20 protein-coding genes are annotated in these 21,127 nt (G+C 58.2%); 3 read left to right on the top strand and 17 right to left on the bottom strand.

The window, feature by feature from the left end:
* Positions 1 to 67 precede the first annotated feature (67 nt).
* The 13 genes from F624_RS0128355 to F624_RS0128300 all read right to left on the bottom strand — a co-directional run bounded on the left by F624_RS0128355 (position 68) and on the right by F624_RS0128300 (position 14,630).
* Complete coding sequence (locus F624_RS0128355) at positions 68 to 3,223, bottom strand: efflux RND transporter permease subunit (protein ID WP_019577767.1); 3,156 nt, start codon at positions 3,221 to 3,223, stop codon at positions 68 to 70.
* Between the two features lie 15 nt (positions 3,224 to 3,238).
* Positions 3,239 to 4,849 carry an efflux RND transporter periplasmic adaptor subunit gene (locus F624_RS0128350; RefSeq protein ID WP_019577766.1) on the bottom strand — a complete coding sequence of 537 codons (1,611 nt, stop codon included), beginning with the start codon at positions 4,847 to 4,849 and terminating at the stop codon, positions 3,239 to 3,241.
* Positions 4,846 to 6,111 (bottom strand): TolC family protein, encoded by a 1,266-nt coding sequence (locus tag F624_RS0128345; protein WP_031256574.1) that lies wholly within the window; start codon positions 6,109 to 6,111, stop codon positions 4,846 to 4,848. The genes F624_RS0128350 and F624_RS0128345 overlap by 4 nt, the downstream gene beginning before the upstream one ends.
* An 8-nt stretch (positions 6,112 to 6,119) precedes the next feature.
* The gene (locus F624_RS0128340; RefSeq protein ID WP_019577764.1) at positions 6,120 to 6,365 is read right to left on the bottom strand and encodes a DUF2789 domain-containing protein; all 246 of its coding nucleotides are present in this window, start codon (positions 6,363 to 6,365) and stop codon (positions 6,120 to 6,122) included.
* A gap of 94 nt (positions 6,366 to 6,459) precedes the next feature.
* The gene (locus F624_RS0128335) at positions 6,460 to 8,865 is read right to left on the bottom strand and encodes a heavy metal translocating P-type ATPase (protein WP_031256572.1); all 2,406 of its coding nucleotides are present in this window, start codon (positions 8,863 to 8,865) and stop codon (positions 6,460 to 6,462) included.
* A gap of 5 nt (positions 8,866 to 8,870) precedes the next feature.
* The gene (locus F624_RS0128330; RefSeq protein WP_019577761.1) at positions 8,871 to 9,527 is read right to left on the bottom strand and encodes a methyltransferase family protein; all 657 of its coding nucleotides are present in this window, start codon (positions 9,525 to 9,527) and stop codon (positions 8,871 to 8,873) included.
* Positions 9,524 to 9,799, bottom strand: coding sequence for a DUF2933 domain-containing protein (locus F624_RS34430; RefSeq protein ID WP_084679749.1), 276 nt, complete (start codon positions 9,797 to 9,799; stop codon positions 9,524 to 9,526). Before F624_RS34430 ends, F624_RS0128330 begins: the two co-directional genes overlap by 4 nt.
* A gap of 30 nt (positions 9,800 to 9,829) precedes the next feature.
* Positions 9,830 to 10,294, bottom strand: a complete 465-nt coding sequence (locus F624_RS0128325) for a hypothetical protein (RefSeq protein ID WP_031256570.1) — start codon at positions 10,292 to 10,294, stop codon at positions 9,830 to 9,832.
* Positions 10,295 to 10,378: 84 nt separating this feature from the next.
* Entirely contained in the window at positions 10,379 to 10,726 is a 348-nt protein-coding gene (locus tag F624_RS0128320) for a copper-binding protein (RefSeq protein WP_019577759.1), read from the bottom strand.
* A gap of 7 nt (positions 10,727 to 10,733) precedes the next feature.
* A complete protein-coding gene (locus tag F624_RS0128315) occupies positions 10,734 to 11,216 on the bottom strand; it encodes a DUF411 domain-containing protein (RefSeq protein ID WP_019577758.1) in 483 nt (160 codons plus the stop codon).
* 29 nt (positions 11,217 to 11,245) lie between these two features.
* The gene (locus F624_RS0128310; RefSeq protein ID WP_031256568.1) at positions 11,246 to 11,737 is read right to left on the bottom strand and encodes a cupredoxin domain-containing protein; all 492 of its coding nucleotides are present in this window, start codon (positions 11,735 to 11,737) and stop codon (positions 11,246 to 11,248) included.
* A 29-nt stretch (positions 11,738 to 11,766) separates the two neighbouring features.
* Positions 11,767 to 13,179 carry a multicopper oxidase family protein gene (locus F624_RS0128305; protein WP_031256565.1) on the bottom strand — a complete coding sequence of 471 codons (1,413 nt, stop codon included), beginning with the start codon at positions 13,177 to 13,179 and terminating at the stop codon, positions 11,767 to 11,769.
* 17 nt (positions 13,180 to 13,196) lie between these two features.
* A complete protein-coding gene (locus F624_RS0128300; RefSeq protein WP_031256563.1) occupies positions 13,197 to 14,630 on the bottom strand; it encodes a TolC family protein in 1,434 nt (477 codons plus the stop codon).
* Positions 14,631 to 15,105: 475 nt separating this feature from the next.
* Here F624_RS0128300 and F624_RS0128290 point away from each other — a divergent pair, with 475 nt between their 5' ends.
* The 3 genes from F624_RS0128290 to F624_RS0128280 all read left to right on the top strand — a co-directional run bounded on the left by F624_RS0128290 (position 15,106) and on the right by F624_RS0128280 (position 18,443).
* Complete coding sequence (locus F624_RS0128290) at positions 15,106 to 15,789, top strand: heavy metal response regulator transcription factor (RefSeq protein ID WP_019577753.1); 684 nt, start codon at positions 15,106 to 15,108, stop codon at positions 15,787 to 15,789.
* Between the two features lie 3 nt (positions 15,790 to 15,792).
* On the top strand, positions 15,793 to 17,178 hold the full coding sequence (locus F624_RS0128285; protein ID WP_019577752.1) for a heavy metal sensor histidine kinase: 1,386 nt from the start codon (positions 15,793 to 15,795) through the stop codon (positions 17,176 to 17,178).
* A gap of 242 nt (positions 17,179 to 17,420) precedes the next feature.
* Complete coding sequence (locus F624_RS0128280) at positions 17,421 to 18,443, top strand: IS30 family transposase (RefSeq protein WP_031256559.1); 1,023 nt, start codon at positions 17,421 to 17,423, stop codon at positions 18,441 to 18,443.
* A 416-nt stretch (positions 18,444 to 18,859) separates the two neighbouring features.
* Here the strand turns inward: F624_RS0128280 and F624_RS0128275 are convergent, their stop codons facing one another.
* From F624_RS0128275 to F624_RS0128255, 4 genes are all read right to left on the bottom strand, one after another.
* The gene (locus tag F624_RS0128275) at positions 18,860 to 19,171 is read right to left on the bottom strand and encodes an HU family DNA-binding protein (RefSeq protein WP_019577750.1); all 312 of its coding nucleotides are present in this window, start codon (positions 19,169 to 19,171) and stop codon (positions 18,860 to 18,862) included.
* 177 nt (positions 19,172 to 19,348) lie between these two features.
* On the bottom strand, positions 19,349 to 20,122 hold the full coding sequence (locus F624_RS0128270) for a hypothetical protein (protein WP_245573752.1): 774 nt from the start codon (positions 20,120 to 20,122) through the stop codon (positions 19,349 to 19,351).
* A 50-nt stretch (positions 20,123 to 20,172) separates the two neighbouring features.
* Positions 20,173 to 20,469, bottom strand: a complete 297-nt coding sequence (locus F624_RS0128265) for a hypothetical protein (RefSeq protein WP_019577748.1) — start codon at positions 20,467 to 20,469, stop codon at positions 20,173 to 20,175.
* A 216-nt stretch (positions 20,470 to 20,685) separates the two neighbouring features.
* Positions 20,686 to 20,898: a hypothetical protein gene (locus F624_RS0128255; protein WP_019573927.1), complete on the bottom strand. Its 213-nt coding sequence runs from the start codon at positions 20,896 to 20,898 to the stop codon at positions 20,686 to 20,688.
* Positions 20,899 to 21,127 lie beyond the last annotated feature (229 nt).

Raw genomic sequence — 21,127 nt, 5'->3', positions numbered from 1 at the left:
AACTGCATGTTCACACCCAGCACCTAACGGGGAGATGGCGACAAAATTACAAATCTGTCACCTTGTCTCAAACTAGGTTGGCCAAGGTGTTCATGCTGGTTGGCCTCCTGATTTCGGCTTGCTTGACCAAGGCATAGATGGCGGGAATGACCGCCAACGTCAGAACTGTCGACGAGATCATTCCACCCACCATAGGAGCTGCAATCCGACTCATGACCTCGGCCCCCGTTCCGGTTCCCCACATGATCGGAAGTAGCCCCGCCATGATGGCCACCACGGTCATCATTTTTGGGCGCACGCGTTCAACCGCACCATCCATGACCGCTTCGTACAGATCGGCTACCTCAGGGATCTTTCCTTCCGCTTGGCGCCGACGTTTGATCTGATCCCAGGCATGGTCCAGATAGATCAACATCACAACCCCCGTTTCGGCGGCCACACCCGCCAAGGCGATGAAGCCCACCGCCACGGCCACCGACAGGTTGTAGCCCAGTATCCACATCAACCAGACGCCACCGACCAATGCAAACGGAACCGACAGCATCACGATCAAGGTTTCCGTCAGGCGTTTGAAATTCAAATACAGCAACAAGAAGATGAGCAGCAAAGTCACCGGAACCACGATCTTCATTTTCTCCACAGCGCGCTCCATGGACTCGAATTGACCACTCCAGGTCGCGTAGTAGCCCGGCGGAAACTTGACCTGCTCGTTCACGGCCTTTCGCGCATCGGCCACATAACTGCCGATATCCCGTCCCCGGATGTCCACGAAGATGTAGGCTGACAGCAGCGCATTCTCGGTACGGATGCCTGGGGCACCTTTGCCGACCTCGACCCGGGCCAATTGACCCAACGGGATCATGGAGCCATCCATGGTCGGAACCAGCACCTGCTGGGCGATCTGCTGCGGGGTGGATCTCAATTCACGCGGATAGCGCACCGTCACGCCAAACCGCTCCCGACCTTCAATTGTCGTGGTGACCATCTCTCCACCCAGTGCGGTGCCGATCACATCCTGCAGTTCGCCCACCCCCAGTCCATATCGGGCCAGTTGCATGCGATCAGGTTCGATGTTGAGGTAGTACGCGCCCGTGAGCCGCTCTGCAAACGCCGAGGTCGTGCCGGGAACTTGCTTGACCACCGTCTCGATCTCCCGTGCCAGGCGCTCCATTTCGCCGAGGTCCTTGCCAAACACTTTGATCCCGATGGGCGTCCGGATGCCTGTGGACAGCATGTCGATGCGTGCTTTGATGGGCATCGTCCAGGCGTTGGAGACGCCAGGAATTTGCAAGGCCTTGTCCATTTCCGCAATCAACTTGTCGGTGGTCATGCCGGGCCGCCAATCTTTCTCTGGCTTGAGGTTGATGACAGTCTCAAACATCTCGGTCGGCGCTGGATCCGTGGCCGTTGCAGCGCGCCCCGCCTTGCCGTACACAGACGCCACCTCAGGGAAGCTCTTGATGATCTTGTCTTGGGTCTGCAGCAGTTCAGCAGCTTTGGTGATGGACATGCCAGGCAAGGATGCCGGCATGTACAGGAGCGTGCCTTCATTGAGGGTGGGCATGAATTCCGACCCCAATCGGCTGGCCGGGTAAAGCGAGGCCGCCAGAATAATCAATGCGACCGCCACGGTGGCCTTCTTCCAGCGCATCACTCCGGCGATGATGGGGCGATAGAGCCAGATCAATAGCCGATTCACTGGATTGCGCGCCTCCGGCATGATCCGGCCTCGGATGAACAGCATCATGAGGACAGGCACCAAAGTCACCGACAAGATGGCCGCCCCCGCCATAGCGAAGGTCTTGGTGAAAGCCAAGGGGGAGAACAGGCGCCCCTCCTGAGACTCCAGCGTGAACACCGGCAGGAACGAAACGGTGATGATCAACAATGAGAAAAACAGCGCGGGCCCCACCTCTTTGCAGGCCGCGATCATGGCTTCAGCTCGTTGGCGGTGGTCGTGTTCGGGGGGGAGGCGCTCCAAATGCTTGTGCGCGTTCTCGATCATCACAATCGCTGCGTCCACCATGGCGCCAATGGCAATGGCGATTCCCCCGAGGCTCATGAGGTTGGAGTTCATGCCCAACAGCCGCATGGCGATGAAGGCCATCAACACCCCAACTGGCAGCATCACAATGGCGACCAGGGCCGAGCGCACATGCATCAGGAAGACGACACAGACCAGCGCCACGATCAGGCTTTCCTCCAGTAGCGTTCGTTTGAGGGTGTCAATGGCCCGATGAATCAGGTCAGAGCGATCGTAAACCGCTTCAATGCTCACGCCAGCGGGAAGCCCGGCAGACACCTCCTCGATCTTGTCTTTGAGGTTGTGGATGACCTCCAGTGCATTCTGGCCATAGCGGGCCATGGCAATGCCTGAGACCACCTCTCCGTCGCCATTGAGCTCAGAAAGCCCACGGCGCTCATCAGGAACCAGCTCCACGCGAGCAATGTCGCGCACCAGGACCGGGGTGCCCTTGTCGGCTTTCAGCACCAGGTTCTCGATGTCGGACGTGCCTCGCAGATAACCTTTGCCGCGCACCATGTACTCGGCCTCAGCCATCTCCACCACCCGACCGCCGACATCTCGATTGGAATCACGCACCACCTGCGCCACTTTGGCCAAGGAGATGCCATACGCTCGCAACTTGATCGGGTCGACCGTGACTTGATAGGTCTGCACAAAGCCGCCCAATGAAGCGACCTCGGCCACACCGTGCGCCTTGGTCAATTGGTAACGCAGATACCAGTCTTGCAGAGTGCGCAACTCGGCCAGCGTCTTGTCCTTCGCGAGCACAGCGTACTGATAGACCCACCCCACACCCGTGGCATCCGGCCCAATTTGAGGAGTGACCCCTTTGGGCATGCGACCCGCTGCGAAGTTGAGGTACTCCAGGACACGCGATCGTGCCCAATAGATGTCGGTGCCATCTTCGAAGATGATGTAAACAAATGAGGCGCCAAAAAACGAGAAGCCTCGCACCACCTTGGATTTGGGTACTGACAGCATCGCGGTGGTCAATGGATAGGTGACCTGGTCCTCGACCACCTGAGGTGCCTGACCTGGATACTCCGTGTAGACGATAACCTGCACGTCCGACAAATCGGGCAGTGCATCCAGTGGGGTTCGGAACACAGCCAACACACCACCGACGACGACAAAAAGGGTCGCCAGGAGCACCAAAAATCGATTCCGTCCAGACCAATCAATGATCTTCGCCAGCATGTCGTCTCCTGAAGATCACTGATGCCCAGCGTGGGCGTTGGTCGCAGCGGGGACTTGCGGCTGAATCGATGTGATGACCCAATCACCTTGTCCGCGCTCTACAAATTCGAACCGCACTTTGGCCCCAGGCTTCAGGCCTGCCAACAGGCCGCCATGACTCACCTTGAACTCCATGGACATGGCTGGCCATTTGAGGCTGGGCACTTCGCCATGGGCGATGGTCACGGTCGCGGCCTTCGCATCGATTTCTTCCACTTGGCCTTGGGTCTGATGCGTGACGGTCGCAGCCGTCTTGGCACCCGCCGCACCCTCCTGCACAGGGCGTGTGCCGTGCCCTTCATGCCCTAAACCACCGATGGCGGCCTTGAGATTGCTTTCCGCATCGATCAGGAAATTGGCCGCAACCACCACCATCTCGCCTTCTTTGACGCCATCGAGAACCTCGATGCGATCTTCGCTTCGAGCCCCGAGCTTGACGTCGCGCGGCTCAAACCGCCCCTCGCCTTGCTGAATCAGGACGATCTGACGCGTGCCGCTGTCAATGACAGCCGACGACGGTACGCTGAGCACGGCCCCCCTCGCCTGAGCAGGTAGTTCCACCTGGGCATACATCCCCGGCTTCAGCAGCCCCGCCGAATTGGATAACTCGACGCGCACGGGGACCGTACGTGTTTCGCTCTTCAGCGTGGGGTAGACATAAGTGATAGCGCCGGAAAACGTCTTGTCCGGGTAGGCATCAACGCGTACTTTGGCTTGCGCACCTGCCTTGACCAGACCAATGTCTTGCTCAAACACATCGGCAAGTACCCACACGGAAGACAGGTTGGTGACCTGATACAAAGCCTCTCCGGGCATGAAGCGCATTCCCTGAATTGCCTTTTTTTCCGTGACGACACCGGCCACTGGGGATCGGAAAGTCAGGGTGCGGCGAGTGGATCCCGAGGGGGACAAGGCCTTGATCTGCTCCTCGGAGACATCCCAGTTGCGTAGCCGCATCAAGCTTGATTCGGCCAATTCACGCATGCCACGTTGTGCCTCGTCGCTCGCCCCTTTCAGGGCATCGATACCTTGAGTCGCGATGAGGTACTCGCGTTGTGCAGACACCAGTTCCGGACTGTAGACCTCAAACAGGGGCTGGCCCTTGCTCACGACTTGTCCGGTGACATTGACATGCAGTCGCTCGACATAGCCCTCGAATTTTGGGGCGATGGCATACGTCAGTCGCTCGTCGGGTTCAATGCGTGCGGCCGCACGAACCAACTTGTTCCAAGGCCCCGAAGTAACGGCCTCCACACGGACGCCAAGCTTTTGGACTTTCTCGGTGCTGATCCGCAGGGTGTTGGGGGTGTTGCCCTGAGCCTCCGCCTCGGGCTCACCCGCGTAGACAGGAACATAGTCCATGCCCATCGGGTCCTTCTTGGGCGTTGGAGAGGTGTCCGGCAAACCCATGGGGTTGCGATAGTAGAGAACCTTGCGCTCTTTTGGAGCGTCGCCCTTCATATCGGTCGAGACTGACGACTCGGTGATGTGGCCCGACACTTGGCGAGTGCCAAGCCAATACCCACCGCCTGCAGCCAGCAAGGAAACTGCCAGTGCACTGACGCCTACCGCGAACGGCGTGCTCATAGATCTTCTCCCACAATGCGTTCAATTTCTGCCAGCCGCATCTGTGCGTTCATGCCTGCGGCAACCTGGTTCAACTTGGCTTGGCGAATCTGCTTCTGAGCATCCAACAACGTGGCGAAGTCGACCTTGCCGGACTCATACCCGGCCAGAGCCGATCGAAACGTCAATTCGGACTGTGGCAACAGGCTGTCGGCAATCAACGCCAGCGTCCGCCTGGAGGCCTCCAGGCCCACTACGTTCTCATAGAGGTCGGCCAAGATTTGAGTGCTGACCTGTTCTTGTCGAGAGCGGGCTGCATCCAGCATGGCTTCAGATTCGCGCTCCTGCGCGCGCCGGCTGTCTTGCTGCAGGGGGATATTGAGTTCGAGCATCAGCTCCCACTCTCGGAACGAGCCGCCGTACTGAATGGGGGAGACTCCAACCGTGAAATCGGGATATCGGTTCTTGTAGACCAACTCCCGGTTCTTTTCAGCAGCCCTGATTTGAAAGGCTTCTGTTCTGAGAAGCGGGTTGTGCTCACGTGCGCGTTGCTCCAATGCAGGAAAGCTGGAGCGCTCGGGCGCAGGCAAAGATCGGATCTGCTCAGGCTCAGCCAAGGCTTCGGCAGCAGAGCGGCCGATGAGCGCATTCAACTTGCCCAGGAGTTGCCTGTGCTCGGTGTCCAGACTGATCAACTCGGTGCGCATGGCTGTTTGCTCCAACTGAGCCCGAATCACATCCTGCTGGGCCGCCAGACCACCGGCATAGCGCGCTTGTGCAACCTTTTCGAGTCGAACCATCAGATCAAGGATCTCCTGGTTCAATCGCCTGTTTTGACCGTGGTAGTAAAGCTGCGCGTAAGTCGCCTTGATTTTGGATGCCAGCTCGTTCCATGTGCCTTCAGCACGCCCTCGCGCAGCATCCGCTTGCGATGTGGCCACCTCTCGTTTCAGTTCGCGCTTGCCTGTCCATGGCAGATCCTGCATCAACAGGTATCGCGTGCTGCCCACGCGCCCAGGGAGAAGTGTCGGATTTTGATCGCCGGCACGCGTGATGTCTCGCCACTCTGTGCGGAACTTCGGGTCAGGCAAGGCGCCTGCAGGATCTATTCGCGCTTGGGCTGCCACCACATCAAAGCGCATGCTGGCGTATTCAGGGTTGCTGTCCCTCGCATACTTCAACAGACTTTCGACACTTTGTCCGAGTCGTGCGTCCTGGGCAAAGCTTGCCGATGCAAGACCAACAGTGAGCGCAATTGCGCACAAATGGATGCGGTGTCTCATGCTGAGGGTCAATCCTGCTTGGTGCTTCTCAAAGCGGCATTCAGTTGATCAACAACCTCTGCCCAGTCGGCGTCTCGCATCAACTCGTCGCGCAAGAGTGCCGATTGAGCCGGGCTCCAAAAGAGCGCGTTTTCCAAGGCGACCTCGGATGCCAACGGGCTGTGCACCCTCAAAAAGATCTTGATGCTCTCGATATCCGAGGGCAGGCCCAATTGCTTGAACAACTCGGAAAAGCGATGAAAAAACGGATCCATGGCAGGAAGCCCTCCAAATCGAAGTTGTTGAATTCTCGAATGCGCTGCCTGACGGGAAGATGTGCGGCAGATGACAAACCCGTCAGGTCAACGATCAATCGGCTTGCCGCAACCGCAAGGCATTGCCGATCACAGAGGCTGAGCTGAAACTCATGGCCAGGGCTGCGATCAGCGGGGATAACAGCCAGCCAGTGGCGGGATACAGAACACCGGCCGCAATCGGGATCCCCAGGGCGTTGTAGAGAAAGGCAAACATCAGGTTCTGTTTCATGTTGCGCACGGTGTCCTCGGACAAGCCGCGCGCAACCACGATGCCTCTCAAATCACCTTTGACCAACGTGACCTGGGCGCTGTTCATCGCCACATCCGTGCCTGTCCCCATGGCAATGCCCACATCAGCTTTGGCCAAGGCCGGTGCATCGTTGATGCCATCACCAGCCATCGCGACCACCCGCCCTTCGCTTTGCAGGCGCTGGACCAGTTCCAGCTTGTCCGCAGGCTTGACCTCGCCGTGCACCTCGTCAATGCCCAGCCGATTGCCAACGGATCGCGCCGTGGTCAGCCCATCACCCGTGGCCATCACAATGCGCAGCCCCGCTGCTTTGAGCGCCGCCAGGGCTTCGGGGGTGCTGGACTTGATCGGGTCAGAGACAGCCAACAAACCGATCAGTTTGCCGTCTGAGGCCAAATGCATGACGCTGGCTCCCTCAGAACGCAAGGCCTCGGCCTGTTCGACCATGGGTTCGACCGAGATGCCAAGTTGCTCCATCAGCGCCGTGTTTCCCAACGCCAGTCGCCGATCACCGACCTTGCCTTGAACGCCAATGCCGGTAGCCGATTCAAACTGCTCAGGCTTTTGCAATAGCAGACCACGCTCGCGTGCTGCTCGCACAATTGCGTCGGCCAGAGGATGTTCACTGCCCTGATCCAGGCTCGCGGCCAAGAGCAATACCTCATTGATCTCGAGTCCCGGCACTGGAATGGCGCGATCAAAAGCCGGACGACCTTCGGTCAGCGTTCCGGTCTTGTCGATGATGAGGGTGTCGATCTTGCGCAGGTTCTCGATGGCAGCTGCGTCGCGGAACAGCACTCCGTGTGTTGCTCCGCGCCCGGTGGCAACCATGATGGACATGGGAGTCGCCAGGCCCAGCGCACAAGGACAGGCGATGATCAGGACCGCGACCGCATTAATAAGCCCGTAGACCCATCGAGGTTCTGGACCAAACAACCCCCAGGCAAAGAAAGTGAGCACGGCAACGGCGATCACGGCCGTCACAAAGTAGCCTGCAACCATATCGGCCATGCGTTGCATCGGAGCCCGGGACCGCTGCGCTTGCGCCACCATTTGGACAATTTGGGCCAGCATCGTGGCCGAGCCTATGCGCTCAGAGCGCATCACGAGTGCGCCGCTGGTGTTGAGCGTCGCGCCGATGACCTTGTCACCCACTCTCTTGGTCACCGGTACTGGTTCCCCGGTCAACATGGACTCATCGATTGAGCTGCTGCCTTCGATGACCACGCCGTCCACAGGCACCTTCTCGCCTGGCCGAATCCGCAGGCGGTCGCCCACGTGCACATGTGTCAGCGGCACGTCCTCTTCCGTTCCGTCCTCTCTGATGCGCCGTGCGGTCTTGGGGGCCAGGCCCAACAAGGACTTGATGGCTGCAGAGGTCTGCGAGCGCGCCTTCAGCTCCAGCATCTGCCCCAGCAAGGTCAGCGAGATGATGACCGCCGCAGCCTCGAAATAGACGGCCACGCGCCCCATGGAGATGAAGGAGGCCGGAAACACCTGCGGAGCTATCGTGGCAACGACACTGTAGACAAAGGCCGCACCGGTTCCCAGCCCAATCAAGGTCCACATATTGGGGCTGCGGTTGAGCAGCGACTGCCAGGCTCGCGCGAAAAACGGGCTTGCACCCCACAACACGATGGGCAGTGAAAGACCTAACTCAATCCAACTTTGAACCGACATGTCGAACCAGTTGAGCTGGTGACCGAACATGGCCAGCACAAACACGGCTGACGTCAGTGGCAATGTCCACCAAAAGCGATGGCGAAAATCCCGAAGCTCTGGGTTGTCGTCCTCTTCCAATTCGGGCAACAAGGGCTCCAACGTCATCCCGCATTTGGGACAGTTCCCTGGATGATCCTGCCGGATTTCAGGGTGCATAGGGCAGGTGTAGAGGGCTCCTTTGACGGGGGCCACGTCAACTTCGGTGGCAGCCCCGGAAGGGGCGTGATCTAGGCATGCTGCGTCACCAGTCTCATGATGGTGGTGTGCATGTTCATGGGTGTGAACCGCTTCCGAAGGCCCCGGATGGACATAGCGAGCCGGATCCTCAGTGAATTTGGAATGGCAATGGGCGCTACAGAAGTAGTAGGTCCGCCCCTCATAGCTCTGGAGATGGCTTGAAGTCGCCGTCACTGGCATCCCGCAAACGGGATCATGAAGTGCATCGTCGCTACGTTCGCCTTGCTCGACGTGGTGTTGGTGTGTCATCCGTCCTACTCCTGTGCACCTGAGCCGGCCGCCCGGAAACTTGGAATGAACCGGGGCGTTTTCTGGGCATACGCGTCGAAAGCAGCGCCGAACTCTTTGCGCATTTCGGCCTCCTCCGTCACCGCCAGTCGCCCATACATCAGGAGCAACACGGGAAACATCAACAGCGTCAACAACGTGGGCCATTGCAGCAAAAAGCCCAGCAAGATCATCACGAAGGCAACGTACTGTGGGTGGCGCACTCGTGCATAGGGCCCAGCAGTCGCCAATTCGTGGCGACGTTGGGCGTGGTACAGAACATGCCAGGCTACGGAAAGAAGATAGAACCCGTAGCCCAGAAAGACATAGCTGGCAATATGCAGAACACCGAAATGAGGATCGCCTTTCTCACCAAGCAAGGTGGACCAAAGATGGCCTGCGTTGTGAGACAAGACGTCGAGGTTGGGGTAAAGCGTTTGCAGCCAACCAGACAACAGATAGATCGTCAACGGGAAGCCATACATCTCGACAAAGAGGGCCACCACAAAGGCGGAAAAGGCACCAAAGGTTCGCCAGTCGCGTGCAGTCGCAGGCTTGAAGAAACTGAAGGCGAACATGATGAAGATCGCCGAATTGATGACCACCAATGACCACAAACCGTAAGCCGACTCCGTGTGATTCATGATGGATCTCCTGGGCGTTGAGATTCTGAGCTGTTGGTGTCATCCGGTTTGTGATGCCGATGATGTCCGTGGCTCCCATGGCCGTGATGCATGAAGACATGCATGAGTGGGCAGGCCAGCAGCAACAAAAATGGCAGCGCACCGACGACGTGCGCCAAGTGCTCTGTCAACAGGAAATATGCGGCAATACCACCAATCACGATCCACCCGATGGCATAGCGCGAGGACCAGAAGCTGGGGGGGTTATCGTGCCCCTCATGATGATCATCCATGGCGATTCTCCTGTTGAAGTTGGGAGTCAGTCAGTTGGCTGGGGCTGGAGCTGGCATGCGGTCCATCATCATCTGCATCATGGACTCCATCATGTCCATTCGCTTTTCCATCATCTGCTGACTGCTCGGCATGCCCGCTTTTTTTGTCTTGTCTGAAGACATCCCCGACATTGCAGACGCTCCCCCCATTTGCTTCATCATGCTCATGCCGTCTTGCATGAGCTTCATGTGTTCGGCCATCAGTGCCTGCCGCTCCTCAGGCGTCTTCGCCGCAGCCATCTTGTCGTGCATGGCTTGCATCGCTTTCATGTGCTGATCCATCACCCCCATCTTGCCGCCCCCCATGGCGCCAGATGTGGGCTTTGGGGCCGGCGTTGCAGCGGGTGCCGCTGCCTCCGGATGGTGGCCCTTGTGTTCGTCTGCAGTTTGTGCCGATGCCGCCAGTGCGGCTGCAGCGATGCAGAGTCCGATCAATGTTTGACGAGTGTTGGTCATGGCTTTCTCCATTCACGGGTTGACGACGATGAAATTCAAATGGGAATCAATGGGCTGGAGGCTCAGCGCCAGCCCGTTGACGCCTTATTTCGGCGAGGGCTGAATGTCCGTAACGATGAGCTTTCCGCTCTCGTTCATCACCATAAATCGGACCTTGTCGCCGGCCTTGATATTGGTCAAAAGACTCTTGTCTTTGGCGGTGAACACCATGGTCATACCGGGCATGTCCAGGTGCTTGATGTCGCCATGTTTGATCGTGACCTTGCCAGTGTCCTGGTCGACCTTCTTGACTTCACCGTCGGTCATGGATGCAGACATCTGTGTCGTCGGCATCTTGCTGGTATCCATCGCGGCCTGTGCAAAGGTGCCCACAGGCAAGGCTGTGCCCAGCACCATTGCGGAAATCGCCAAAAATCGAGTGATAGCGTTCATGGTTTCCTCATGAGTAAGAACTGAAGGTTTGAGCTGATCCGTCCTTTTGGATCAGCAGAACTCGGAAGGGATCGCGGCGTCCCCCGTACCCGGGCCCATCCATTCCAGGTGACCCGATCGGCATGCCCGGTACGGCCAGGCCCAAAGCGTTAGGGCGCTCCTTGAGGAGTCGCAGGATGTCGGTGGCCGGTACGTGACCCTCGATCACGTATCCTTGAACGACCGCGGTGTGACAGGAGCCAAATTGCGCAGGCATGCCCAGGCGGGACCTGGTAGCGGTGTTGCCCTGCTCAATGACCGCGACCCTGAAGCCGCTCTTTTCGAGGGTGGAGACCCAGTCTTTGCAGCAACCGCAGCTAGGGTCCTTCCAGACCTGCATCGCCACAGACGCCGATGTCGCAGCGCCCGCTACAGACATCGCGCCCATGGCAGCAAGGCCCAACAGCAGAGAGCGTCTTGTCGGCAAACTCGGGATGAACAGATTTGTCATGCTGTATTCGCTCCTTCGTGCGCCAAAACTCACTTCTTTCCAACCTGGACCGAGCCCTTCATGCCGGCCTCGTAGTGACCCGGCATCAGGCAGGCGAAGTTCACCGTTCCAGATTTGGTGAATTGCCAGAGGATTTCCCCCTCCTTGCCGGGGGCGACCGTGACCTTGTTCGGTTCATCGTGCTCCATGTCAGGGAACTTCTTCATCAGCTCCAGGTGTTCCAACAATTCCTGCTGAGTACCCAGGCTCAATTCGTGTTTGACCTGGCCGGTGTTCTTGACAACGATGCGAACGGTCTCCCCCTTCTTGACCTGGATGTCTGAGGGCGTGAAACGCATGTTGTCACCCATCTCAACCGTGATGGTTCGGCTGGCCTTGGTGGCCAAGCCAGGCTTTCCAATGGCCGACTCTTCATCAGTGTGTGAATGACCACCGGAGTGGTTGCCATTGGCGAAGGAGGCACCGGACATGGCGAGCAAGGCCATCAATACAAGACTGCGAGTGCTGCGGGTTGTTTTCATTTTCTTTTCCTGGGTAGGTGTGGGTCGGCTCAGTGGCCGTTGTGGGATGTGGGTTTGCGCACCTGCACTTCTGTGGATGCATTGGGCTTCTTTGCAAGGGGCATCGATTGGCCGCCTTCGGCGCTGAAGCGGGCGGGCTGAGCCAAAGGCCCTGTGTATTCGTGGGCCACAGTTCCAGGGGGATGCTTGAACCAACCCGGGTCCTTGTAGTCCCCAGGCTTTTGATCCTTGCGGACTTTCAAGACGCTGAACATGCCGCCCATTTCCACGGGACCGAAGGGGCCTTCTCCAGTCATCATGGGAGCGGTGTTGTCCGGGATGGGCATCTCCATTTCGGACATGTCCGACATCCCCCGCTCGCCCATGACCATGTAGTCGGGGATGAGCTTGTTGATCTTTTTGGCCAGGCCACTGTGGTCAACACCAATCAGATTGGGGACGTTGTGCCCCATGGCATTCATCGTGTGATGGCTCTTGTGGCAATGGAACGACCAGTCGCCTTCCTCGTCCGCCACGAATTCGATCTGCCGCATCTGCCCAACGGCAACATCGGTGGTGACTTCGTACCAGCGCGTGTGAGGAGGCGTAGGTCCACCATCTGTGCCCGTGACAAGGAATTCATGACCATGCAAATGCATGGGGTGGTTCGTCATCGTCAGGTTGCCAACCCGGATGCGCACCTTGTCGCCGAGTCGCACATTGAGGGAATCGATGCCCGGAAAGACCCGGCTATTCCAGGCCCACAGATTGAAGTCCAACATCGTCATCGTCTTTGGCGTGTAACTGCCCGGGTCGATGTCGAAGGCGTTGAGCAAAAAGCAGAAGTCGCGCTGCACCTCATCAATCAGCGGATTCTTGGCCTTGGGATGGGTCACCCAGAAGCCATACATGCCCATCGCCATCTGGACCATCTCGTCAGCATGTGGGTGGTACATGAAGGTCCCCGGCCGACGAGCGACGAATTCATAGACGAAGGTCTTGCCAGGTGGAATGGAGGGTTGCGTCAGCCCAGAAACGCCATCCATGCCGTTTGGAAGGCGCTGCCCATGCCAATGGACGGCGTGGTGCTCAGGTAGCTTGTTGGTGACATAGATCCGCACACGGTCACCCTCGACCACCTCGATCGTGGGGCCTGGGCTTTGACCGTTGTAGCCCCACAGATGCGCCTTGAAGCCAGGAGCCATCTCACGCACCACGGGTTCAGCGACCAGATGGAACTCCTTGACGCCCTGGTTCATGCGCCAAGGCAAGGTCCATCCGTTCAAGGTCACCACGGGGTTGTAGGGTCTGCCGCTGTTGGGCACCAGTGGTGCCATGGTTTCAGCGGAGCTTTGAAGAATCGGCTCGGGCAAAGCGGCCATGGCCACACGGGTGACTGCGGCCGCCGCAACGGCCCCACCGGTCAGACCCGCATACTTGAAAAATTCTCGTCTGGATGTCATTGAATTTACCTTGGTGATCAGTGCCCCGAGTCGCCACTACCGGTGGGCCCGCTCGATACAGACAGGGAGGTTTTGGTGGGACGGCCAATCAAGGAGGCCTGAAGTGCGGCATCGGCCAGCCAGAACTGCTGTTCGGCATTGATCGCGCCGATCACGGTACTGACCTGATCTCTGGCGTCAGCCAGAAGCTCGAAAACACCGATGATCATTCCGTTGTAGCGCAGCTGGTTCTCTTCTGAGATCACTTTGCGAACCGGAACGACCTCATCTCGGAAGTGACGCGCGATGTCATAGGCTGTCCGATAGGCGGAGTAGCTTTCACGCAAACTGGACCCTGCCGACCTGATCGTCGATTCCAGTTGGTTGGCTGCCGCAAGCGTGCGTGCATTCCATGCCTGCCGCTGCATGCCGCCCCAGTCGAAGATGGGAAGCCGCACACCGATTTCATATCCCCGTTGATCGGTCCGAGTGCCTGCTGCACTGTCCCATTTGGTGTTGCGGCGTGCCGTCAGCTCAATGTCGGTGAAGCTGGTCACGGTGTTCAAGCCCTGGGACTTTCCTGCGGACGTCAAGGCGCTTTGCGCCAACCTCACATCCAGGCGACCTCGACTGGCGAGCTGTCCCACGATGCCGGGGGCAAGTGCCTCTTTCGGCAGGTCAGGCAGACGCGCGGGCAGCTGCAATTGCTGGGCCTGAGATTCATCCAAGCCCAGCAGCCGGACGAGCTCTTCGCGGTTCGATGTGAGGTCATGGCCAGCCGCTGCCAGGCGCGACGCCGCATCGGCATAGAAAGCCTGCTCTCGGGCCCGAGTGAGTCGGTTGTAATTTCCAACCGACTGCATCCTGCGTGCGAGCTCGGCACTGGCTTCGGCGCTTTCAAACACCTGCTGTGCGTACGCCAAGGTCTGCTGGCTGGCTACGGCACGAACCCATGCCTGGCGGACTCTGGTGACGTGATCGACAACTTCACCTGTCAAGCGCAGTTGCGCCTGTTCAATGCGACGCTGTGCAATACCCTGCCGAGCTGGCAGGGTCAGGACATCAAGTAAACCGAAGGACAAGGCCCGGTTCAATTCAAGATCACTGCCCGCCGTCAGGCGCTCAAACCCGAAAACAGGGTTGGCAATGCGACCGCTTTGCGCCGCAGATGCCGAGTCCGCCCACCCTTGAGCCACGAGAGCCTGCACAGCAGGGCTGTTGATCAAGGCCAACTGCACGGCCTCTGTGGGGCCCAATGGGCTGGCCAACAGTTTGGCTGAGGCGCTTGCGCGCTGGTCTCGCTCTTCTGTCGTTTGGGCCAAGGACAATTGGCCACCGGTGAAATCAACGGCTTCAGCATTGACCCGGTTCAGGTTTTGCTCCAAGGACACACTGGCGCATCCTGACAAAGCCACAGCCAGGGCGACAGCGGTGAACAAGCGAGTTCGAGAAATGGCTGGTGCTCGACTCATGGCTTCACGCCTCCATGTGTGGCGCTGTGCCCCTCCGTCCCTGAATCCGCAGAAGCCGGCGTCTTGTCCGATACCTCCTTGGTATAGGTCCGCCAGCCCCCGATGCGTTGAACACGATCATTGGCCTCACGCCACGGCCGAACAGCCTGGTCGTTATAGGGCTCATAGGTACTGATCAACGACCGGTACTGCAGGGGTCGAGCCCAAATGGGATTGGCTTCGGTGGTCTGGCTGACAGTGGGAGTCTGAGCGGCCACGGCGCTTGCAAACATGGCCAACGTCAGGGGCAATTGGAGCCTGACGAAATGAAAAAGCATGGGCTGGGGTCCTCTCGGTTTTCTCTCAATGCACCCGGCGATTTTGGAGAGATGAACCTGTCAGAAACCCACCTGAAAGATTACATGTTTGTTATCTTCGGAACAGGCCTGCCCAGAGGCTGCACACTACCAGCAGCGCAGAAACTGGAGCGAGGGTTGTGAAGATCTTGATCGTTGAAGATGAGGCCAAGACAGGCGAATACCTGCACCAGGGCTTGACTGAAGCCGGCTTCGTCGTGGACCTGGCCAAGGACGGTGTCGATGGCTTGCACATGGCCGGTGACCAGGACTACGACCTTGTGATCCTCGATGTCATGTTGCCCGGACTCAATGGATGGCAGGTTCTTCAACGGCTGCGCGAGCGCGGCCAACAAATGCCCGCCATGTTCCTGACCGCGAGAGATCAAGTTGAAGATCGGGTGAAAGGCCTGGAACTGGGTGCCGACGATTACCTGGTGAAACCCTTTTCATTTGCAGAACTGTTGGCCAGAGTGCGGACCATTCTTCGTCGAGGTCGCAGCGGAACCGAGACCACCACGCTGAGGGTGGCTGACCTGGAGTTGGACTTGTTGCGTCGCCGTGTCGCACGAGCTGGCCGCCGCATCGATCTGACCGCCAAAGAGTTCGGCTTGCTTGAATTGCTCATGAGACGCCATGGCGAAGTCCTTCCCCGCTCATTGATCGCCTCTCAAGTGTGGGACATGAATTTCGACAGCGACACCAATGTGATCGAGGTCGCCGTGCGTCGCCTGCGCAGCAAGGTCGATGACGGGCAGGCAGTCAAGCTCATACAGACGGTGCGAGGCATGGGCTACGTGCTTGAAATCCCGGAGGACAGGTGAGAGATGTTGCGTCCCCTTTCATTAACCAGTCGCCTGACGTCGTTTTTCACTCTCGTGGCCGCCATTGTGGTGTTGGGACTTGGGTGGCTCTTCCTGGCGTCTGCCGATCAACACTTCGCCGAATTGGATCGGGTGACGCTGCAGGACAAGAGGGAGCTGATCGAAGAGGTGCTTGCGAACGCGAACTCCGCTGAGGATGCCAAGTGGCGATTGAATGAGGCATTGAATCATCATCATGGGCTTTTTGCCGACGTTGTATCGACCAAAGGGGAAACCTTGTTCCGATCCGAAGGCTTGGTACCGTCCTCTCAGATAACTCAAATATCAACCAACGGAGACAATGAGCCGGTGCTGCAAGTGTGGTCCCCTGACGGTCGAGAGTTGCGGGCACTTCTGTTCACGGTCAAACCCAAGTACGAATTGACTACGGCTCTGGAAGTGACAATCGCAATGGACACTGCGCACCACGCGCAGTTCCTCGCCGAGTTACGTCTGCGATTTGTGCTCTATGCCATTGCGGCCACATTGATCAGCGGTTTGCTGGGTTGGATGGCTGCACACCATGGGCTTGCGCCCCTGCATTCCATGAGAGCCCGTGCGGCGGGAGTGAGCGGGCAGCAATTGAGCGAGCGCATGCCAGTTGATGCTGTGCCAGTAGAAATGGCGGAGTTGGCTGGCGAATTGAATCGCATGCTCGACAGGCTACAAAGCGACTTCACCCGCCTGCAGGACTTTTCTTCAGACTTGGCCCATGAACTGCGCACCCCGATCAGCAATTTGCTGACTCAGACGCAGGTGACGCTCTCCAGTGACCGTGATGCGGCCATCTATCGGGACATCCTGGCTTCGAATGCCGAGGAACTGCAGCGTCTGGCCAGGATGGTGTCCGACATGCTGTTTCTGGCAAAGACCGAGCGCGGGGCCAGCCTGCCTCACAAGGAGAACTTCTCTGCCACGGAGGCGGTGCTGGCACTGCTAGAGTTCTATGAGGCCGTAGCCGATGAGAAGCACATTCGCATGCGCGCGGAGGGTCGTGGGACCATCTTTGGTGATCCACTGATGTTCCGCCGCGCCATCAGCAACCTGCTCTCTAACGCTCTGCGCCATGCGCCCGAAGGCGGGGAAGTCGATGTCATCGTTACCGAATCGGGACAATTCACCGAAGTCTCGGTTGAGAATACAGGCCTGAACATCGATCCACAGGCCTTGCCACGCTTGTTTGACCGCTTCTTTCGCGCAGATCCTGCGAGGTCTAGATCTGCCTCTGATGGTGCCGGCCTGGGTCTTTCTATCACCAAAGCGATCGTTGAGGCACATGGGGGCATGGCTAAAGTCAGTTCTATTAACGGGAGAACGAGGTTCACGCTGTCCTTTCCCCACTTCATTTGACACCGCTGAATATGCTGTTCGTGTTGGCAGAAAACAGGAAAGAGCAATTGAAACGAATAGCCTTCAAAATCGATTGTCGGGACATCAGAAATGTCTACGCTAATTCTGATAGTAGCACCTGAGCAGGGTCGTTTCTAAAGAGAAAAAGCCGATGTACATGCTCTTTGACCTAGTGTGCAGGTGTTATGAACGGCGGTCTCAAACTTGAAGTGCAACACCTGAACCCCAGGTGATTTGCACAGATGACTTCACGATACACGCACTTGCAGCCAGAAGATCGGCTGACGATGGCTTCTCTTTTGCAGCAAGGCTGGAGCCAGCGATCCATTGCCCGCGTCCTTGGCCGCAGCCCCAGCACCATTTGCCGTGAGCTGTGCCGCAATCGGTCTGCTTGCGATGGCTATGCTTTCAAGCCCGCCCAGGCGGCCTGTGAGGCCCGTCGTGTTGCGGCCCGGCCCTTGCCCAAGCTGCACCCGCACAGCGCCCTGTGGCGTGTGGTGTGCGATCTTTTGCTGTGGCGTTGGTCTCCCCAGCAGATTGCCCGCACACTGCGGGGCATGCACCCCGAGGATTCCAGCCAGCATGTGTCTCACGAGACGATCTACAACGCCATCTATGCCTACCCCCGCGGAGAGCTCAAGAAGCAGTTGATTGCGCTGCTGCGCCAGGGGCACGGTGGCCGCCGGCCGCGTTCTGCGGGGCAGGATCGGCGGGGCCAGATTCCCGAGATGGTCAGCATCCATGTGCGCCCTCCCGAGGTCAATGACCGGCTGATGCCTGGGCACTGGGAGGGGGACTTGATCAAGGGGGCCAACAACCAGTCTGCAGTCGGTGTGCTGGTCGAGCGCAGCACGCGCTTGGTGCTGCTGTGCAAGATGCCTGATGCAACGGCCCAGAGCGCCCTGGCGGCCTTCACGGCCAAGCTCAATCAGGTGATTGAGCCCATGCGTCAGACGCTCACCTACGACCAGGGCAGGGAGATGGCGCGCCATCGGGAGTTGACCCAGGCCACGGGGGTTCGGGTCTACTTCTGTGATCCGCACAGTCCCTGGCAGCGGGGCAGTTGCGAGAACACCAATGGCTTGCTGCGCCAGTTTCTGCCCAAGGGCACGGACCTGAGCGTGCACGATCAAGATGCGCTGGACTCCATTGCGGACATGATGAACAACCGGCCGCGCCAGACACTGGGATGGAAGTCACCATACCAGGCGTTCCAGCAGTTCATGCAGGCCATCGCGCAGCGCCAGGACGCTACCATTCACTGAATCTCAATCGAACCGTTTCAACAACTAGTGTTGCGCTTCGGATTTGAGATCGCCAACTTGGTTGTGACGGTCGTCATTTGGGAAATTGATTGATACGTTTTAAGTTGACCACTGTAACTTGTGAGCGCTCGTTGTCTGGTCATGGCGCGCATTATCCTCTGAGTGCAAATAAATACTGGTAGTGGCAATATTTGCATGCCCCAAATTGTCGCGTACTGCCTTTAGACCCATATTGTTACTTTGGTGGGTGCCCGAGGTTTGCCGATGTTCAAGACCTGGTACCTTCACATGCCGGATTCGAGGCCACCATTCGCCAGCAATATGGGCGCAAGACCTCGTTTTGGGGCAAGGTCTAGAACCCGACGGGGCGGTGATCCTCTGGCGGGAATGCCGCCTCCTGTGACCTCTTGGATCTTTTATTTGGCGGCTTTGTCTGCCTTGCGCTTCGCGGCCTTGGGGTCGACGACTGCCTTGAACTTTGCACCAGCAGTGAACTTGGGCAAGGTGGTTGCCGCAATCTTGATGGCTTCGCCGGTCGCCGGGTTCTTGCCCTTGCGTGCAGCACGCTTGACCGACTTGAAGGTACCGAAACCCACGAGCTGGACAGCGTCTCCCTTTTTGACGGTGGTCTGGATGGTCTCGATCAAGGTGTCGAGCACGGCATTGGCTGCAGCCTTGGACAGGTCGTTCTTGGAGGCCAGAATTTCTACGAGTTCAGCGCGGTTCATGGTTTCTATGCGTTGTAGTGGTTGATCCGGCGGTGGTTATATCCCAGGTTCGTCTCCCGCTGACCTGATGTCGGGGAAACGAGGCCCTCGGCCAAGCGAATGCTGATCGCAAACAAAAAAGGAGCTGCCCCAAACCGGGTGCAACTCTTTATGCCGTGATGCGATCCGTACCCAGGCCTACTTCACGACCTTGCCGTTCTCGAAGAGCTGACCGCCCAAGTATCGAAAGACCTTCGTGCTCAACCTGGCTGGCGGTTGCTTGGAGGCCGGCTCGAACGGCCCCGTGAAATCAGGCATCGCCACATTCACAGCACCTTTGTCATCCACAGTCGGATAGATGATGTCCGTGCAAGTCCCAAACTCCGGGCTGACTCGAACTCCTGATGCCGTGATCATCAAGAAGCGAAACAGGGCAGGGCAGGCACTTCCCCCGTCGTTCTGCACCAAGACTACGTCTTGCTTGCCCATCTCGTAGTTGGCCACGATGCTCAGACCGTTGTTGCCTTCGACGGTAGGGGAGATCGGCTTGCCTTTGAACAACAGCAGGTTGTCATCGGGCCGAACGCTGATCACCCCGAAGCGGGTTTTGACGGTCTTCTCATAGCCAAACGTCACGGCTTCCATCCTCGCATCCCTGGCCGCTGTGATTTCGTACCAACCCGAGGGCGAGTCCTTGAACCTCAGAGCGGAAGTGTCGTTCATCAACTTGGCGCTGCCTTTGGGCACCTTGCAGAACAAGCCAGGAGCGCATTTCTGAAGAATGGTGCGGCCTGCAGGAGATTGCGTCTTGAATGCATAGCCAACCAGGTCACCCGATTCGCCGCCGGTCGTGAACAGCGCTGAGTAGGTGGGTCCGACCTCCAGAACCCCTTCAATGCCTTGTGTTTGCGCGTGCCCCAAGGCAGTGAGTCCGGCAAAGGCCAGCGCTGCGCTCCAGTGTTTGCGAGTCATGGTTTCTTCCCTGTGATGTCTGATGTGGCCCTAACGTTCGCCTGAGCACCTCAAAGTCCGTTCTTGCGCACGCAAGCCAGTGCGGCATTCGCCACATCCTCAAAGATCTCTGGCGGAGGCGCTTTGCGTTTGTCGTCGATGGCCATCATCTCTTCGATGGGATGCTTCTCCAGCGTCTTGTCGATGGCGCACTTGCAGTTCTCTTCCGACACGTCGTTGGACATGCAGGCCTTGATCATGTGCTTTCGAGTGCGTGAGGCCTGGTCGGAGCAGCCCAGGGCCAAGGTCAGGGCAGCAATGCCCACCAGCGAGCCGGCCGCTCGCAACAGCGTGTTGTTCATGCTCATGAGAAATATCCAGTGAAGCCCAGCGCGTCATTGCCCAGGCGATGAGTCATCAGGGGCGGCGCGCCACTTACTCCTTCTTGGCCACCGTCGCCAGCCAATACACCACCAAGAGCCCGATGCCCCAGACAAAGCCCAGGGCCCAGAAATAAGCCACAACCGAAAGAACAGTCAGGATGAGTCTGGCAAGCCAAGCCATGGGGGAGGGCGCTGTGACGATCAGCTGTAGACCACCAGGGCAATGAAGGCCACCAGCACCAGCGCGCCAATGACCTTCCCAAGCCCCGGGAACATCACTGCAGGCCATACCACCCCTTGGCCCAGATTGAAGGCGAAGCCGCGGTTGGAGGTGTCGCCGAAGAAGGTGCTGTAGACCGCAAACAGCAAACCGATTGCGAAATAGCCGAGCAAAAGCTTGTGCTTCAACTTCATGAGTCAAAGATCTCCCTAAACGTGCCGATGAACGAATCCGAGGCATGGCGAAGCTGGGCGCCGGCCGGATGTCATGCGGAGATCACGGCTCAATATGAGAAGCAAACTCCGTAGATGCAAATGTATCAGAATCGGATGCTTGGGATGTGTCTGCAAAGCCATCAGGTCCCACCCGTTTGCCCGATCCCGACAACCTCCGTGAGGTGTTCGCGTATTGGGTGCGCCTGCT

This window comes from Curvibacter lanceolatus ATCC 14669 (genome assembly GCF_000381265.1).
GTDB classification, from domain to species: Bacteria; Pseudomonadota; Gammaproteobacteria; order Burkholderiales; family Burkholderiaceae_C; genus Curvibacter; species Curvibacter lanceolatus.
The sequence above is the reverse complement of the archived record's forward strand: the minus strand, read 5'-3'. Positions and strand labels throughout refer to the sequence as shown.

Coding starts and splice junctions, on each gene's coding strand:
- F624_RS0128355 (WP_019577767.1), bottom strand. CDS start 3,223: ATGCTGGCGAAGATCATTGATTGGTCTGGACGGAATCGATTTTTGGTG.
- F624_RS0128350 (WP_019577766.1), bottom strand. CDS start 4,849: ATGAGCACGCCGTTCGCGGTAGGCGTCAGTGCACTGGCAGTTTCCTTG.
- F624_RS0128345 (WP_031256574.1), bottom strand. CDS start 6,111: ATGAGACACCGCATCCATTTGTGCGCAATTGCGCTCACTGTTGGTCTT.
- F624_RS0128340 (WP_019577764.1), bottom strand. CDS start 6,365: ATGGATCCGTTTTTTCATCGCTTTTCCGAGTTGTTCAAGCAATTGGGC.
- F624_RS0128335 (WP_031256572.1), bottom strand. CDS start 8,865: ATGACACACCAACACCACGTCGAGCAAGGCGAACGTAGCGACGATGCA.
- F624_RS0128330 (WP_019577761.1), bottom strand. CDS start 9,527: ATGAATCACACGGAGTCGGCTTACGGTTTGTGGTCATTGGTGGTCATC.
- F624_RS34430 (WP_084679749.1), bottom strand. CDS start 9,799: ATGGATGATCATCATGAGGGGCACGATAACCCCCCCAGCTTCTGGTCC.
- F624_RS0128325 (WP_031256570.1), bottom strand. CDS start 10,294: ATGACCAACACTCGTCAAACATTGATCGGACTCTGCATCGCTGCAGCC.
- F624_RS0128320 (WP_019577759.1), bottom strand. CDS start 10,726: ATGAACGCTATCACTCGATTTTTGGCGATTTCCGCAATGGTGCTGGGC.
- F624_RS0128315 (WP_019577758.1), bottom strand. CDS start 11,216: ATGACAAATCTGTTCATCCCGAGTTTGCCGACAAGACGCTCTCTGCTG.
- F624_RS0128310 (WP_031256568.1), bottom strand. CDS start 11,737: ATGAAAACAACCCGCAGCACTCGCAGTCTTGTATTGATGGCCTTGCTC.
- F624_RS0128305 (WP_031256565.1), bottom strand. CDS start 13,179: ATGACATCCAGACGAGAATTTTTCAAGTATGCGGGTCTGACCGGTGGG.
- F624_RS0128300 (WP_031256563.1), bottom strand. CDS start 14,630: ATGAGTCGAGCACCAGCCATTTCTCGAACTCGCTTGTTCACCGCTGTC.
- F624_RS0128285 (WP_019577752.1), top strand. CDS start 15,793: ATGTTGCGTCCCCTTTCATTAACCAGTCGCCTGACGTCGTTTTTCACT.
- F624_RS0128280 (WP_031256559.1), top strand. CDS start 17,421: ATGACTTCACGATACACGCACTTGCAGCCAGAAGATCGGCTGACGATG.
- F624_RS0128275 (WP_019577750.1), bottom strand. CDS start 19,171: ATGAACCGCGCTGAACTCGTAGAAATTCTGGCCTCCAAGAACGACCTG.
- F624_RS0128270 (WP_245573752.1), bottom strand. CDS start 20,122: ATGACTCGCAAACACTGGAGCGCAGCGCTGGCCTTTGCCGGACTCACT.
- F624_RS0128265 (WP_019577748.1), bottom strand. CDS start 20,469: ATGAGCATGAACAACACGCTGTTGCGAGCGGCCGGCTCGCTGGTGGGC.
- F624_RS0128255 (WP_019573927.1), bottom strand. CDS start 20,898: ATGAAGTTGAAGCACAAGCTTTTGCTCGGCTATTTCGCAATCGGTTTG.